Below are 14,475 nucleotides of genomic sequence, written 5' to 3'. Positions count from 1 at the left end.
CCTGCCCGTCCGCCTCAGCGACAGTGAATGCGGAGCAGCCGCACCGGCCACCACCGTGGCCCGTGCGAACCGTGTCGAGCGGGCTGAGTTGACCCGGGTGGGGAGGCCACTGTGTCGACGCACGAAGTGTTCAACCAGGTGCCGCCCCTGGTCGACTACGACATGTCCGACGACCCGGCACTCCACTCCGGGCTGGCCCGGGAGAGAGCCGGCTGGGCCAGCGCCGAGCTGCGCGAACTCGGCCGGCTCGGCGGCACGGAGGCGGCGGTCGAGCACGGCCGGTTGGCCAACGAACACCCGCCCGTACTGCGCAGCCACGACCGCTACGGGCACCGGATGGACGAGGTGGAGTTCCACCCGTCCTGGCACGAGCTGATGCGGACCGCGGTGACCTACGGCCTGCACGCCGCGCCGTGGGCCGACGACCGGCCCGGATCGCACGTCGCCCGGGCCGCGAAGTTCTACACCTGGCGGCCGGACGCCGGGCACGGCTGCCCGATCTCGATGACCTACGCGGCGGTGCCGGCGCTGCGGCACGCCCCGGAGTTGGCCGCCCAGTACGAGCCGCTGCTGACCGCCACCGCGTACGACCCGGGGTTGCGTCCGGCGCTCGGCAAGCACGGCCTGCTGGCGGGCATGTCGATGACCGAGAAGCAGGGCGGTTCGGACGTACGCGCCAACACCACCGTCGCCCAGCCGGCGGCGGACGGCAGCTACCGGCTGGTCGGGCACAAGTGGTTCACCTCCGCACCGATGTGCGATCTCTTCCTGACTCTCGGTCAGGCCCCGGGTGGGCTGACCTGCTTCCTGGTGCCTCGGGTGTTGCCCGACAGCACGCGCAACCCGCTGCGGTTGATGCGGCTCAAGGAGAAGCTGGGCAACCGGTCGAACGCCTCCGCGGAGATCGAGTACGAGCACGCGGTGGCGTGGCGGGTCGGCGACGAGGGGCGCGGCGTCCGCACCATCATCGACATGGTCAACCTGACCCGGCTCGACTGCCTGATCGGCGCCGCCGCCGGGATGCGCCAGGGAGTCGTCACCGCCGTCCACCACACCCGCCACCGACGGGCCTTCGGGCGCCCGCTGGTCGACCAGCCGTTGATGCGCAACGTCCTCGCCGACCTGGCGGTGGAGTCGGAGGCCGCCACCGTCCTGATGCTGCGGCTCGCCGGTGCGACGGATCGTTCGGCCCGGGGTGACGCCGACGAGGCCGCGTTCCGGCGCCTCGGCGTCGCGGTCGGCAAGTACTGGGTCTGCAAGCGGTGGCCGGGCCACGCCGCCGAGGCCCTGGAGTGCCTGGGTGGCAACGGGTACGTGGAGGAATCCGGCATGCCCCGGCTGTTCCGGGAGTCACCGCTGAACTCGATCTGGGAGGGCTCCGGCAACGTGGCCGCCCTGGACGTGCTGCGGGCGCTGACCCGCGAGCCGCGGGTGCTGGCCGCCTTCGAGGCCGAGGTGGACGCCGCCGCCGGTGCGGATGCCCGGCTCGACGCCGCGGTCCGGCGGCTGCGGGCGAGCCTGGCGGATCCGAACGACGCCGAGCTGCGGGCGCGGCACCTGGTGGAGCGGCTCGCCCTCGTCCTACAGGGGGCACTGCTGGTGCGACACGGCCACCCGGCGGTCGCCGAGGCGTTCTGCGCGTCCCGGCTGGGCGGCGCGCACGGCTACGCGTACGGCACGCTGCCCGCCGGGATCGACCTCGCCGCGATCATCGACCGCGCCACGCCGAAGGTGGGCTGACCCGCCGCGGTCGGCTCAGGCGTAGAGGCGGCGCGCGTACTCCGGGCCGTAGTAACTCTGTAGGTCGGTCAGGCTCTCCGTGCGGGCCTCGACCTCCTTGGCCAGGCGGGCCCGGGACGGCAGCACCTCCGGCGTCCAGGTCTGCGGGCTCCACAACTGCGACCGGAGGAACGCCTTCGCGCAGTGGTAGAAGATCTCCTCGATCGCTACCACCAGCGCCAGGACCGGCCGGTGGCCCTTGACCGTCATCGAGTCGAAGAAGGGCGCCTCCCGTATCAGCCGGGCCCGGCCGTTGATTCGCAACGTGTCGGTGCGCCCGGGAATCAGGAAGATCAGCCCGACGTGTGGATTGTCCAGGATGTTGTGAAAGCCATCGGCCCGTCGGTTGCCCGGTCGCTCCGGGATGGCGATGGTGGTGTCGTCGATCGGCAGGGCGAAGCCGGGCGGGTCCCCCTTCGGCGAGACATCGCAGGTGCCGTCCGCGCCGGCCGTCGCCACCAGACAGAACGGGGAGGCAGCCAGCCACTGCCGGTCCCGCTCGTGCAGGTGGGTTCGCTCCTTCGTGGCGGCCTGAGCCGTCGGTACGCCCAGTAACTCCCGCAACTCCTCGTGAGTGGTGATATCTACCGTCACGTGCCCCTCCCTCATCCGTTGACCATGGCGGCGGTGCGTCATCGGCAGCCTAGACGACATCGGCCGGGGTGAGGTTTGCCGAACAGTGGAGGCCCGGGTATGGAGAGCCGACTCAAAGTGCTGGGTCACCCCCTCCACCCGATGCTGGTGATGTTCCCGGTCGCCCTGCTCGCCACCGCCGTGCTCTTCGACGTGGTCGACATCGTGGGCGGGCCCGACTTCCTCGGTGAGGTCGCCTACTGGAACCTCACCGTCGGCCTGGTCGGTGCGCTGCTGGCCGCGGCAGCCGGGACGGTCGACCTGCTCGCCATCCCGACCGGTACCCGGGCCAAGCGGGTGGCGCTCACCCACGCCGCCGCGAACGTGGCGCTGATCCTGCTCTTCGCCGCGGTCTGGGCGGTCCGGCTCAACGCCGACTCCCGGGCCGCCGGCGGCGCGCTCCTCGCCATCGAGATCGTCGCCCTGGCCATCCTCGGGGTCAGCGCGTGGCTCGGTGGAGAGCTGGTTGACCGGCTCGGCGTCGGAGTCGACCGGGACGCCGACCTGGACGCGCCCAGTTCCCTGCGGCCCTCGACAACCCCCAGCGAATAGGAGAAGTGTGATGAGTGAACCCGGCGGCGGGATCGGCCAGGGCAGGCGCGGCCGACAGCAGGGGCGGGACCCGATGGGCGAGTGGCAAACGCTCCGCGCCGAGCTGGGGCGGCTGGTGGGGGGTCGGTCCGACTCGACGGACCTGCAGCTGGACGAGACCGAGGACGGCTGGGAGGTGATCGTCCGGCTGCCCGGGGTCGCACCCGACGAGGTGGCGGTCGAGCTGGACGAGCGGGAGCTCTGCGTCCGGGCCCGCTCGGAGGCCGAGGTCAACGCCGACTACGGGATCCTCGACGGCTCCGAGGACCGGGCGTTCGTGTACCGGGTGGAGCTGCCGTCCCGGGTGGACCCGGAGGCCATCGACGCGGTGATGGATCACGGCCTGCTCCGGATTCGACTGCCCCGGACCGTCCGACCCGAGCCCCGCACCATCACCGTCGGGCGCAGCGGTGCTCGCGGCGCCGACGGTGGCACCCAGTTCCCGGTCGACCCCGTCGCCAACCGGGAACTGCACCACCCGCCCGTCGAGTCCGACCGGCCGTAGCGCGCCGATGGTCGCCCCGCACCTGCTCGGCCCGGCCGCGCAGCGCGTACCCGAGGTGGAGCGGATCGCCGTGCTGCGGGCCAACGCGCTCGGCGACTTCATCTTCGTCCTGCCGGCGCTGGCCGCGTTGCGGGCCGCGTACCCGGCGGCGGAGATCGTCCTGCTCGGCGCGCCGTGGCACGCGAAGCTCTGGCGCGATCGCCCGGGTCCGGTGGACCGGGTCCTGGTGGTTCCGCCGGCTCCCGGGATCCGCCGCCCGGAGCCGGACGAGCCGGAGTCCGGGCTGGCGGACTTCCTCACCCGGGCCCGGGCGGAGCGCTTCGACCTGGCGCTGCAGGTGCATGGCGGCGGGGCAAACTCAAACCCGGTGGTGGCGGGCCTCGGTGCCCGGGTGACGGCCGGTCTGCGGGCCGAGGACGCGCCGCCGCTGGACCGCTGGCTGCGCTACGTCTACTACCAGCATGAGGTGATCCGCTACCTGGAGGTGGCGGCCCTGGTAGGGGCCGCGGCGACCACGGTTGTCCCCACCCTGGCGGTCACCGACGCCGACCGGGCGGAGGCGGCCGGGGTGCTCGGCCCGGCGGACCGGACACGGGTGGCGCTGCACCCGGGTGCCACCGATACCCGTCGACGTTGGCCGGTCGAACACTTCGCGGCCGTCGCCCGGCAGCTGCACCGGGACGGGTACGAGGTGCTGGTCACCGGCACACCGGTGGAGCAGGAGGTGGTGGAGCGGGTGGTGGCGGCGGCCGGGGTGCCCCTCCGGCCGCAGGTCGGCACGCTCAGCCTCGGCGGGTTGGCCGGCTGCTACGCCGGCTGCGCGCTGGTGGTCGCCAACGACACCGGGCCGCTGCACCTAGCGGCCGCGGTCGGTACGCCCACGGTGGGCATCTTCTGGGTCGGTAACCTGATCACCACGGCGAGCCCGCTGCGGGGCCGGCACCGCCCGATCACGTCCTGGACGGTGCATTGCCCGGTCTGCGGGGTCGACTGCACCCCGGGTAGCTATCCACACCGGCCCGGCGACGGCGAGTGCCCGCACCGCGACTCGTTCGTGGCCGAGGTCCCGGTGATCGAGGTCCTCGAAGCCGCCCGCGACCTGCTCACCGACGGAGCGCAACCGGCCTCGACGCCCTGAGCCGCGGCTGGTGCTACGCCTGTTCGAGGAGTACCTCCCACGCCTCCACCTCACGTTCGGTGACGGTGGTCGGTGACTCCAGGTGGAATGCTTCGCTGGGCAGGACGCCGGCGCCGCCATGCCGCTCCAACACCGCGAGCTGGGCGGCGACATCCTCCCCCTGGTGCCGCTCCGGCACTCGTCGCCAGAAGTCGAAGCCGCCCGCGTCGACCAGCTTCTCCCGGTCGTACAGCACACAACCACCGATCCAGGACACCTTGTACGCCCGCCAGGCCTCCGGTGGTAGCCGCAGCCGCTCGGTGACGTGCAGCAGGTTCGCGGCCGGGTGGAGCAGTGCGCGCTCCCACTCCGGGCCGCCCGGGCGGATCCGTTCCGGCACCGGCGGCCCGTCCCACTCCTCGTAGTGCCGGTGCGTCTCCGGGCGGATGTCGTGCCGGTACGACAGACCGTGTACGGCGTTGCCGACGAACCCGCAGCCCAGCTCCGCGATCGCGGTGACCAGCCGGCGCAGGGCTCCCGGCGCCAACCACACGTCGTCGTCGAGACAGAGCACGTAGCGGGCGGTCGAGGCGGCCAGTAGCGCTGCCCGGTGCTCGGCCATTCCACGCCGGGGTAGTCGGCGGGTCAGCAGGACCGGGTGTCCCCGGTGGCGCAGAACCCGGACCATCGCCGCCACGGCCGGGTGCGCGTACGCGGGGGCGTCGTCGGACTGGTCGCTGACCACCACCCCGAAGTCGGGTACGGCTTCCTGGGCGGCGAGCCCGGAGAGGGTGACCGCCAGCTCGGCGGGGCGGTTTCGGGTGGGGATCAGTACGTCGAGGTGTCGCTCGGCGCGGAACTCGTCGGAGGTGCCGTGGTCGAGGGGTCGGCTCACGCCTGCCCCGCCACTGGTGCGCTGCCGCCGTGCGCGCGGATCCGGTCGATGATCGCCGAGGTGGAGCGGTCCGGCACGTAGCCGAGGGTGCGGACCTGGCCGCCGAGCCGCCGGACCAGGGGTGCCTCCGGCACCAGCTCCGGCGGGTAGTCCCCGCCCTTGACGTAGATGTCCGGCCGGATGGCCTCGATGAGCCGGGCGGGCGAGTCCTCCTCGAAGACCACCACATGGTCAACGTGGGTCAGCGCCGCCAGCAGGGCCACCCGGTCCTCGACCGGGTTGACCGGTCGGTCGGCGCCCTTGAGCCGGCGGACGCTGCCGTCGGCGTTGACCGCCACCACGAGCAGGTCACCGAGGGCGCGGGCCTGCTCCAGGTAGCGGACGTGCCCGGGATGCAGGACGTCGAAGCAGCCGTTGGTGAAGACGACCGAGCGGCCCGCGCGGCGGTGCGCACCGGCGATCGTCGCCAACTCGTCGGCGCCGACGAGGGTCGGGGCGTCGCCGTCGCCGGACCGGTTGAGCGCGGTGAGCAGGTCCTCCCGCCGGCAGACACAGGTGCCGGTGTCGGAGACGGTGATGGTGGCCGCGAGCTGGGCGAGCTGCGCGGCGGTCGGTAGGGGAGCGTCGGCGGCCAGGGCGAGGGTCATCGCCGCCAGGTACGCGTCTCCGGCCCCGACCGTGTGACTGGCCGGCATCGGGTTGCTGTGGCTGCGGTTGGGCTCGCCGTCCGGGCCGGCGACGACCGCGCCCTCGGTGTCCAGCGTCACCGCCACGACATCGGCGCCGGTGTGTTGCCGTAGCTCCGCCAGCCGGGACTCGGCCAGTACCGCCCGGTCCGGCCGCGCAGCGTCCCCGCGCGCTCCGGGTTCGATCTCCTCCGCGGCGACTCGACCGTCGCCGGGTGCGACCCCCACGGTCAGCTCGGAGGGGCCGTCGGAGCGGGCGCGGTCCGGGTGGTCCAGGTGCAGGCCCTCGCCCCCGCCCCCGGGGCGGGCCGCGGTGTGGGCGAGCAGTCGGCTCGCCTCGGCGAAGCTCGGCGTGACCACGGTCGGGGCGAGCCCACGCCAGTCGGCGAGGTCATGCGCGTCCAACGCGACCGTGGCGTACCGCTCCCGGTTGGCCACCAGCCACCCGCGTACCGGTGCGGGTAGGGCCCCCAGCGCGTAGTCGCAGACCACCAGGGTCGGCGCCGCGCCGCCCGCCGCGTGTAGTTCCGTGGTCGCGCAGGCCAGGGCGTCGAGCAGCCGAGCCACCCCGGCGTCGTCGAGGGGTTCCGCGGGACCACCGGAGTCCTCCCGGAGCAGGATCTGGCTGCCGGCGAGCATCCGTCGCTTGACCGGGGTCGGGCGGCTCGAGTGGCTGACCGTGCGGTCCCACACCCCGGCCCGGTCCAGGCAGTCGTGCACCTCGTCGCCGGCCACGTCCGCGCCGATCGGTGCGACCAGCGCGGCCCGTCCGCCGAGCGCGGCGATGTTGACGGCGGTGTTCGCCGCACCGCCCGCGGCGGAGATCCGTCGGCGCAGGGTGAGGATCGGGGCCGGTGCCTCCCGACAGAGCCGATCCGAGTCGGCGAACCGCCACTCGTCGAGCATCGCGTCCCCGACGACCAGTACGGGGCGTCCCAGCCAGCTCTCCACCACGGCGGCGAGTCGGTGCTGTTCCGCTGCTGCTCCTGCCATGTCCGTCCGGGTCCCCGCCGGTCCGCCGGGCCAAACCTGGCGGTGCGGGACCGGCGGCGGACTATTTGAGGATCAGTCGGTTCGTCTGCTCGAAGACATCCAGGTCGGCGAGGGTCTCCGGGACGCTGGCCGACAGCGGGCTGGGCAGGTGGCCCCGGTCGAAGAAGGCGGCGTCGGTGGTCTCATCGGTGACCCGGGTGAGGTCCCCGTCCCACTCCTCCACCCGGAACGCGGTGGTGAAGATCTGGTACGTGTGCCCGTACATGTTGGTGTGGGTGCGGTCCGGCCCGGTGTAGAGGGCGAAGGCGCTGACCCGCAGGGCGCGCAGCCCGGTCTCCTCCCGAACCTCCCGCACCGCGCAGTCGGCGATGGACTCACCCAACTCCATCGCCCCCGCCGGCATCGCCCAGTGCCCGTTGTCGGCGCGCTGGATCAGCAGGATCCGGTCTGCGTTGTCCCGCACCACCGCGCGGGCACCGACGAACATCAGCGTCCGGTCGCCGGCGAGGGCGCGGAGCTGTCCGACGTAGGAATCTGCCCAGGAAATGCTCACTCCGGCTAATCTACGCACCGCCGCCGGGGCGAGATGGAGATCCGGGGTTCCCAGATGTGATCGGCGACACTACCTTGTTGCTCATGCGGAGCACGATGATGGATGCCCCCCTCCAGGTTTCCCGGATTCTTGGCCACGGCGCCACCGTGCACAGCTCGGCCGAGGTGGTCACTTGGACCGGCGCCGAGCCGCGTCGGATGACCTACGCCGAGGTGGCGCGCTCGGCCGCCCAGCTGGCGCACGCGCTGCGGGACGAGTGCGGCGTGACCGGGGACGAGCGCGTCGCCACCTTCCTGTGGAACAACACCGAGCACCTGGTGGCCTACTTCGCGGTGCCGAGCATGGGTGCGGTGCTGCACACGCTCAACATCCGGCTCCTCCCGGACCAGGTCGCCTACATCGCCAACCACGCGCAGGACCGGGTGGTGCTGGTCGACACGACCCTGATCCCGCTGCTGGCGAAGGTCATCGGCGACCTGACCACCGTCCGGCACGTGGTGGTGGTCGGCGGCGGTGACCCCGCCCCGCTGGTCGCGGCGGCCGGTGACCGGATCTCCGTGCACCACTGGGATGCCCTGCTGGCCGGCAAGCCCGACAGCTACGACTGGCCGGACGTGGACGAGCGCTCCGCCGCCGCGCTCTGCTACACCTCCGGGACCACCGGCAACCCCAAGGGGGTGGCCTACTCGCATCGTTCGATCTACCTGCACTCGCTCCAGGTCTGCATGCCGGAGTCGTTCAGCCTCGGGCCAAAGGACCGGGTCCTGGGCATCGTGCCGATGTTCCACGCGATGTCCTGGGGGCTGCCCTACGCGGCGTTCCTCTGCGGTGCGTCGCTGCTCCTGCCGGACCGGTTCCTCCAGGCCGCCCCGATCGCCGGGATGATCGCCGCCGAGCGGCCGACCGTCGCCGGTGCCGTCCCGACCATCTGGACCGATCTCCTCGCCCACCTGGACAGCCACGACGTCGACACCAGCTCCCTGGCGGAGGTGATCGTGGGTGGGTCGGCCTGCCCACCGGCGCTGATGCACGCGTTCGAGGAGCGGCACGGCATCCGGATCATTCACGCCTGGGGGATGACCGAAACCTCTCCGCTCGGTTCGGTGGCCCGACCGCCGGCCGGGGCGGACGAGGCCACGGCGTGGCGGTACCGCTACACCCAGGGGCGGGTCCCGGCCGGCGTCGAGGCCCGGATCGTTGGCCCGCAGGGCAGGCGGCTGCCCGCCGACGGCACGTCCGTGGGGGAGTTGGAGGTCCGCGGGCCGTGGGTGACTGGACGGTACGTCGGCGACGAGACCCCCGACGAGGAGACCTTCCGGGACGGCTGGCTGCGTACGGGTGATGTCGGCACCCTCTCCCCGGATGGCTACCTGACGCTGACCGACCGGGCGAAGGATGTCATCAAGTCCGGCGGTGAGTGGATCTCCTCGGTGGAGCTGGAGAACGCGCTGATGGCCCATTCGGATGTGGTCGAGGCCTGCGTGGTGGGGGTTCCGGACCAGCGGTGGGGCGAGCGGCCGTTGGCGACCGTGGTGCTCCGGGAGGGGGCGAAGGCCGGGGTCGCGGAGCTGCGGGGCTTCCTCGCCGAGTCGGTGGCCCGCTGGCAGCTCCCCGAACGCTGGGCGGTCATCGACGCCGTCCCGAGGACCAGTGTGGGCAAGTTCGACAAGAAGGCGGTTCGGGCCCGGTACGCCGAGGGGGATCTCGCCGTCCGGGAGTTGACCTCTTCCTAGCCACCACCGCACCCGGCCGGGCCGGATCGGACCGGTGCGAGGCAGGGGCGCCGCAGCCCCGCGCCGATGTACGTGGCCATGGCCCAGGGGGGCGGCCCCGGCGTTCGCACCGCGCCGGGGCCGCCCGTTCAACGCGGGGCGACCCGCACCGTTATTCTCGCGAGGACGATTCGCCTCTGTCCCCGATACCTGGGAACTTGCTACCGGGGGAGGAGTGCCCGGCGCGATCCGGGTTCACCGGTCGTCCGCGGTGTTGATCAACACCTTTCCGATCGCCCCCTCCTCCACTGCCCGGTGCGCGGCCTCGGCTGCCGGCAACGGGTAGTGGTGCAGCGGTAGCCCCGCCTCCTCGCCTACCCGGACGCCACCCTGCTCCACCGCCGCCGCCACATCCACGACGGCCTGCGCCTTCGCGGCCTTCGGCGCGGTGTAGACCAGAACGAACTGCCAGCGGGCGTTCAAGGCCATGAGGGGCCGGACCGGCAGGGTCACCTCGCTGCCGCCGTCGTCGGCGTACACACAGACCGCGCCGCCGGTCCGGAGTAGCTGGGCATCGATGTCACTGTTGCGGGTGGAGACCTCGACGATCGCGTGGACCCCCGCTGGTGCGATCTTGCGGACCTCCGCCACCACGTCCTGTTCCCGGTAGTTGACCACGACATCGGCCCCGGCCGCCGCCGCGAGCTTCCCCTTTTCCGCGCTGCTCACCGTGGTGACCACGCAGGCGTCCGCCCAGCGTGCGAGCTGGATCGCCGCGTTACCCACCGCGCCCGCTCCACCCTGCACCAGCACGGTGTGACCGGCGAGCGCCCCGGCGTGCAGTGCGTCCGGCAGGTACTCACCGGCGGTCAGGCACCGGTGCGCGGTCAGGAACGGAATGCCCAGGCACGCGCCGAGGTCGAAGGAGGCGGCACCGAGGCGGACGGCCTGCCGGGCCGGGAGCAGCGTGTACTCGGCGGTCGTTCCCCAGGGCCGCTGCCAGGCGGCCTCCCACACCCAGACGCGTTCGCCGATGAGGGACCGGTCGACCCCCTCGCCGACCGCCTCGACCACCCCCGCGCCGTCCTGGCCGGGTATCTGCCAGCCGGCCGGCAGTTGGCCGTTTCGTCGTGCCTTCCAGTCCGTCGGGTTCACTCCCGCGACGGCCATCCGGACCAGCACCTCGCCGGCCCCCGGCTCGGGCACCGGCCGGTCGACCAGCCGCAGCACCGTGGGGTCGCCGGTGCGCTCGTACACGATCGCTCTCATGCCGCCTCCATCGCCTTCATGCGGTCATCGCCTTCATGCCGCCATGGCCTTGCCTTTATGCGGTCTTCTCAACCGCCCTGTTGGTCTGCCGTACCTGGCCGTTCCTCGCCGCCGTGGACCGTCGCCACGACCTCCGGCGTCAGCTCGTCGATCGAGGAGAGCACCACCGCGGCGAGCCGCTCGGCGTCCGGTTCCAGCGGGTACGCCCCGTGCGGCACCGCCACCACGGCCATCCCCGCGGCCGCCGCGGACCGGACGCCGTTGGCGGAGTCCTCGACCGCGACGCAGCGGGCCGGGTCGACGCCGAGCCGTTCCGCGACCGCCAGGTAGACATCTGGAGCCGGTTTGCCGTGCCTGGTCTCCTCGGTCGACAGCGTCGCGTCGAAGGTGTCGCTGAGTCCGGTAGCGTCGAGCGCCGTGCGGATCAGCCGGGTCGGGGAGGAGCTGGCCAGGCCCAGCGGCCACCGCCCGGCCGTCCGGCGCACGGCGTCAACGCCACCGTCGATCAGCGGTACGCGGTGTGCGTACCGCCGGGACATCTCCGTGACCACCTCGGTGGCGACCTGCTCGGCGGTCCGGTCGACGCCGAGTTCGTCGCTGAGGTAGCGGGACCACTCGCCGGTGCTCATGCCCATCATCCGGCGCTGCGAGTCGGCCTGCCAGGTGCCGCCGTGCGCCGAAACGTACGCCCGGCGGACCTCCTCCCAGACCGGTTCGGAGTCCACGATCACGCCGTCCAGGTCGAAGATCACCGCAGCTACCATGCCCTCATCCTGCCGGACCGGGCCGGCGGCGCCGGTCAACCCAGGGACGGCAGGCCGATCGGGTTCTCCGGCGGGATGATGGTGTGCCCGGCCCGGACCATTGGGTCGAGCAGTTCCCGGAGTCGGGCGCTGCGCTCCGGGCCGAGTGCCTGCCACGGGCGGGTCGCCGTCGCGTCGGTGGCGGCCTCGACGGTGTCGAATCCGGCCCGGCCCCGCTCGGTCGGTTCGCCGTCGGCGGTCAGCCACCCCCGGTCGTGGAGCCGACTCTTGGCCGCCGCCCACTCCTGCTCGGTCCAGCCCCGGCCGAGCAGGGTGGCCGCTGGCATTCCCACCGCGACCCGCCAGGCCAGCGTCTCCACCGGGTCGAGGTCGGCCGCGACGAGCGCGGCGATGTGCCCGTCCCCACGGTGCTCCCGCAGGACCGTCGCCGCCTGCCAGAGCCGGGCGAGCGGGTATTCACCGCGCGGCAGCGCCGCGTTCGCGGCCCCCAGCACCCGGCCGGCCGTCCTGGTCTCGGCCGCCGCGGCCTCCATCAGGTCGGCGGTCTCCGTGAGGTGGGCTTCGGGCAGCTCGTAGGTGAGCTCGGCGAGGGCCTGGACGGCACCGGTGAGTCGGGCGCGCAGGGCCTCCTCCGGGGACGCCAGTTTCCAGACCGCGGGCAGCGCGCGCTGCACCATGTGCGGGGCGAAGTGGTAGAAGGCCGCGGTCACCGGTGCCGCGGCGGTGGCGCCGAGCGGCGCGGACCGGCCGGCGAAGTAGCCCCGCCAGTAGCCGCGTAGCCCGGTCGCCTCGTACGCCGCGCGGGCCCGGGGATGGAAGTACGTCACCGCGTGCACCGGCTCGAAGTGGGTCCACATCAACCGGGCTGTCCGCCCCGCGTCGTCTGTCATGCGCACCTCCGCGTCCGTTCCGGCCCCTTGGGGGTATCTGCCCCCGGTTCGACGAACCTACTGCCGTTCGGTAACGGTGTGGAAGCCCACTGTGGCCAACTGCACCGGCGGCGGGGCGGGGCGGCGGCTTACTGCGCGTCGAGCACGTCCACGACGAAGCGCAGCGGACCGGCCGGGTAGCCGCCGCCCGGGTCGGCGCCGTACGCCAGTTCGGTGGGGATGTCCAGCTGCACCCGGCTGCCGATGGTCACACCGACCAGGCCCTGGTCCCAGCCGGGGATCACTCCGCCGACGCCGATCGGGGTGGTGAACGGTTCCTCGCGCGACCAGGACGAGTCGAACTCCTCGCCCTCGTTGTAGAGGATGCCGACGTAGTTGACGGTGATCGACTGACCGCTCTCCACCGCGGGACCGGTGCCCTCGATCAGCGGGGTGACGACGAGCTCGGTCAGCTCGCCCTCGCCCGCCTCCACGGTCGGCCGGGTTTTCAGCGCCGGGTCGAGGACGTCCGCCGACGGGGTGTCCGCCGCGGTCGGGTTGCTCTCGTCGTCACCGGCCGGGCCGACCAGCACGAACACGGCGACCAGGAGGCCGACCACGGCAACCCCGGCGAGCCCGCTGATCCAGGCCTGCCGGCGGCGCTTCGCCTCGGCCGCCTTCTGCTCGGCGAGCTGCGCGGCCAACCGCCGCTCCGACTTCTGTGCCCGGTTCTGCGTCCGCTCGCTCACGGCGTCGACTCCCTGTTCGAAGATGGTGGCCGGCACCGCGTGCCGGGGGAAGGCCGACGAACACGGTACCCGCCGAGCCCCCCGTGGTGCAGGTGTCGGACGCCCCGTTGTCTGGTGGAAGCCGGTATCACTGGTGGTGCCTGGGATCGCCGGTGGTGGCTGGTACCAACGGTGGTGGTTGGTATCACCGATGGTGTCGGTCCCGCCGTTCAGGCGGTCTTGCGGGCGGTCTTGCGGGCCGCGGCTTTCTTGGCCGGCTCCGCCCGCTGCCCCGCATCCTTCTTGGCGGTCGGCTTTGTCGCCGTCTTCTTGCCGGCTGTCTTCTTGGCGGCCTTCTTCTCCTCGGCCTTCTCCTTTTCCGCCGCCTTCTTCGCCGGAGTTGTTTTTTCGCTTTTCTTGCCGGCGGCCTTCTTCGGTGGGGCCTGCTGCTCGGCGGCCTTTCGCTGGGCGGAACGCGCCGCCGAGATGGGGGTCGGTTCGCCCGCGCCGGACCCGGCGGGTTTCTCGCCGCGTGCCGCCTGGGCCCGCTCCACCGATGCCTTCAGCGCCGCCATCAGGTCGACCGCCGCCGCCGGTGCCTCTTCGACCTCCTCCGGCTGGACGACCTCGCGGCCCTCCACCTTCGCGTCGATGACCTCCTTCAGGGCGGTCCGGTAGTCGTCGGTGAAGTCATCGGGCTGGAAGTCACCCGCCATCGAGTCGATCAGGGAGCTGGCCATCGCGAGCTCCGGGGGGCGGACCTTCAGATCCTCGTCGAGAAAGCCGAACTCCGGTGTCCGGATCTCGTCGGGCCAGAGCATCGTGTTGAGCAGCAGGACGCCCTGGTGGACCCGGAGTGTCGCGAGCTGCTCGCGTTGCCGGATCGCCACCTTCACGATGGCCACCCGTTCCGAGTCGGTGAGCGCGTTGCGCAGCAGCACGTACGGCTTGGTGGCAGTGCCCTCCGGTTCGAGGAAGTACGCCTTGTTGTAGAGGATCGGGTCGACCTGTTCGGCGGGGACGAACTCCAGTACGTCGATCGCCCGCGAGGTGCTCAGTGGCAGGTCGGCGAAGTCGTCGTCGGTGAGGATGACCAACTCGCCGCCGCCGAGGTCGTACCCCTTGGCGATGTCGTCGTAGCTGACCTCTTGGCCGCAGACCTGGCAGGTGCGCTTGTAGCGGATTCGACCCCCGTCATCCCGGTGCACCTGGTGGAACCGAATATCCTTCTCCTCGGTCGCGGAATACAGCTTCACCCCGATCGAGACGAGCCCGAACGACACGGCTCCTTTCCAAATGGCCCGCACCCTGTGCTCCTTTCGCCGGTATCGACCATGTTCTCATCCGATGGAACCGGGCGCCATCAGTTCCGCATTCGACT

14 protein-coding genes are annotated in these 14,475 nt (G+C 72.3%); 5 read left to right on the top strand and 9 right to left on the bottom strand.

Annotated features, from left to right (window positions below; all coding sequences use genetic code 11):
* Positions 1–111 precede the first annotated feature (111 nt).
* On the top strand, positions 112–1,740 hold the full coding sequence (locus SALPAC2_RS0113170) for an isovaleryl-CoA dehydrogenase (protein WP_018217110.1): 1,629 nt from the start codon (positions 112–114) through the stop codon (positions 1,738–1,740).
* Positions 1,741–1,755: 15 nt separating this feature from the next.
* Here the strand turns inward: SALPAC2_RS0113170 and SALPAC2_RS0113165 are convergent, their stop codons facing one another.
* Entirely contained in the window at positions 1,756–2,373 is a 618-nt protein-coding gene (locus SALPAC2_RS0113165) for a pyridoxamine 5'-phosphate oxidase family protein (protein ID WP_018217109.1), read from the bottom strand.
* 99 nt (positions 2,374–2,472) lie between these two features.
* On the opposite strand from SALPAC2_RS0113165, the gene SALPAC2_RS0113160 reads away from it, so the two are divergent.
* Genes SALPAC2_RS0113160 through SALPAC2_RS0113150 form a run of 3 tightly spaced genes read left to right on the top strand, consistent with a single transcriptional unit; the run spans position 2,473 to position 4,646 of the window.
* Complete coding sequence (locus SALPAC2_RS0113160) at positions 2,473–2,964, top strand: DUF2231 domain-containing protein (RefSeq protein WP_018217108.1); 492 nt, start codon at positions 2,473–2,475, stop codon at positions 2,962–2,964.
* A 10-nt stretch (positions 2,965–2,974) separates the two neighbouring features.
* On the top strand, positions 2,975–3,508 hold the full coding sequence (locus SALPAC2_RS0113155) for an Hsp20/alpha crystallin family protein (RefSeq protein ID WP_018217107.1): 534 nt from the start codon (positions 2,975–2,977) through the stop codon (positions 3,506–3,508).
* A gap of 7 nt (positions 3,509–3,515) precedes the next feature.
* A complete protein-coding gene (locus SALPAC2_RS0113150; RefSeq protein WP_018217106.1) occupies positions 3,516–4,646 on the top strand; it encodes a glycosyltransferase family 9 protein in 1,131 nt (376 codons plus the stop codon).
* A gap of 13 nt (positions 4,647–4,659) precedes the next feature.
* Here SALPAC2_RS0113150 and SALPAC2_RS0113145 read toward each other — a convergent pair whose 3' ends face one another.
* The 3 genes from SALPAC2_RS0113145 to SALPAC2_RS0113135 all read right to left on the bottom strand — a co-directional run bounded on the left by SALPAC2_RS0113145 (position 4,660) and on the right by SALPAC2_RS0113135 (position 7,752).
* Positions 4,660–5,520 carry a glycosyltransferase family A protein gene (locus tag SALPAC2_RS0113145; RefSeq protein ID WP_018217105.1) on the bottom strand — a complete coding sequence of 287 codons (861 nt, stop codon included), beginning with the start codon at positions 5,518–5,520 and terminating at the stop codon, positions 4,660–4,662.
* Positions 5,517–7,199, bottom strand: a complete 1,683-nt coding sequence (gene rfaE2, locus SALPAC2_RS0113140; RefSeq protein ID WP_018217104.1) for a D-glycero-beta-D-manno-heptose 1-phosphate adenylyltransferase — start codon at positions 7,197–7,199, stop codon at positions 5,517–5,519. The genes SALPAC2_RS0113145 and rfaE2 overlap by 4 nt, the downstream gene beginning before the upstream one ends.
* A gap of 61 nt (positions 7,200–7,260) precedes the next feature.
* Positions 7,261–7,752 carry an NUDIX domain-containing protein gene (locus SALPAC2_RS0113135; RefSeq protein ID WP_018217103.1) on the bottom strand — a complete coding sequence of 164 codons (492 nt, stop codon included), beginning with the start codon at positions 7,750–7,752 and terminating at the stop codon, positions 7,261–7,263.
* A gap of 83 nt (positions 7,753–7,835) precedes the next feature.
* On the opposite strand from SALPAC2_RS0113135, the gene SALPAC2_RS0113130 reads away from it, so the two are divergent.
* Positions 7,836–9,485, top strand: coding sequence for a fatty acid--CoA ligase (locus SALPAC2_RS0113130; protein WP_033662109.1), 1,650 nt, complete (start codon positions 7,836–7,838; stop codon positions 9,483–9,485).
* A 234-nt stretch (positions 9,486–9,719) separates the two neighbouring features.
* Here SALPAC2_RS0113130 and SALPAC2_RS0113125 read toward each other — a convergent pair whose 3' ends face one another.
* The 5 genes from SALPAC2_RS0113125 to ku all read right to left on the bottom strand — a co-directional run bounded on the left by SALPAC2_RS0113125 (position 9,720) and on the right by ku (position 14,401).
* Positions 9,720–10,733 (bottom strand): NADPH:quinone reductase, encoded by a 1,014-nt coding sequence (locus SALPAC2_RS0113125; protein WP_018217101.1) that lies wholly within the window; start codon positions 10,731–10,733, stop codon positions 9,720–9,722.
* A 68-nt stretch (positions 10,734–10,801) separates the two neighbouring features.
* Complete coding sequence (locus SALPAC2_RS0113120; protein ID WP_026184702.1) at positions 10,802–11,497, bottom strand: HAD family hydrolase; 696 nt, start codon at positions 11,495–11,497, stop codon at positions 10,802–10,804.
* Positions 11,498–11,532: 35 nt separating this feature from the next.
* The gene (locus SALPAC2_RS0113115; protein WP_018217099.1) at positions 11,533–12,387 is read right to left on the bottom strand and encodes an SCO6745 family protein; all 855 of its coding nucleotides are present in this window, start codon (positions 12,385–12,387) and stop codon (positions 11,533–11,535) included.
* Positions 12,388–12,515: 128 nt separating this feature from the next.
* Positions 12,516–13,151, bottom strand: coding sequence for an FKBP-type peptidyl-prolyl cis-trans isomerase (locus SALPAC2_RS0113110; RefSeq protein ID WP_018217098.1), 636 nt, complete (start codon positions 13,149–13,151; stop codon positions 12,516–12,518).
* Between the two features lie 173 nt (positions 13,152–13,324).
* Positions 13,325–14,401 carry a non-homologous end joining protein Ku gene (ku, locus tag SALPAC2_RS0113105; RefSeq protein ID WP_026184701.1) on the bottom strand — a complete coding sequence of 359 codons (1,077 nt, stop codon included), beginning with the start codon at positions 14,399–14,401 and terminating at the stop codon, positions 13,325–13,327.
* Positions 14,402–14,475 lie beyond the last annotated feature (74 nt).

It is taken from the genome of Salinispora vitiensis (assembly GCF_000378825.1).
In the GTDB taxonomy this organism is placed as follows: Bacteria; Actinomycetota; Actinomycetes; order Mycobacteriales; family Micromonosporaceae; genus Micromonospora; species Micromonospora vitiensis.
This window is presented reverse-complemented; position numbering and strand designations above follow the sequence as displayed.

Coding starts and splice junctions, on each gene's coding strand:
- SALPAC2_RS0113160 (WP_018217108.1), top strand. CDS start 2,473: ATGGAGAGCCGACTCAAAGTGCTGGGTCACCCCCTCCACCCGATGCTG.
- SALPAC2_RS0113155 (WP_018217107.1), top strand. CDS start 2,975: ATGAGTGAACCCGGCGGCGGGATCGGCCAGGGCAGGCGCGGCCGACAG.
- SALPAC2_RS0113150 (WP_018217106.1), top strand. CDS start 3,516: ATGGTCGCCCCGCACCTGCTCGGCCCGGCCGCGCAGCGCGTACCCGAG.
- rfaE2 (WP_018217104.1), bottom strand. CDS start 7,199: ATGGCAGGAGCAGCAGCGGAACAGCACCGACTCGCCGCCGTGGTGGAG.
- SALPAC2_RS0113130 (WP_033662109.1), top strand. CDS start 7,836: ATGCGGAGCACGATGATGGATGCCCCCCTCCAGGTTTCCCGGATTCTT.
- SALPAC2_RS0113125 (WP_018217101.1), bottom strand. CDS start 10,733: ATGAGAGCGATCGTGTACGAGCGCACCGGCGACCCCACGGTGCTGCGG.
- SALPAC2_RS0113120 (WP_026184702.1), bottom strand. CDS start 11,497: ATGGTAGCTGCGGTGATCTTCGACCTGGACGGCGTGATCGTGGACTCC.
- SALPAC2_RS0113115 (WP_018217099.1), bottom strand. CDS start 12,387: ATGACAGACGACGCGGGGCGGACAGCCCGGTTGATGTGGACCCACTTC.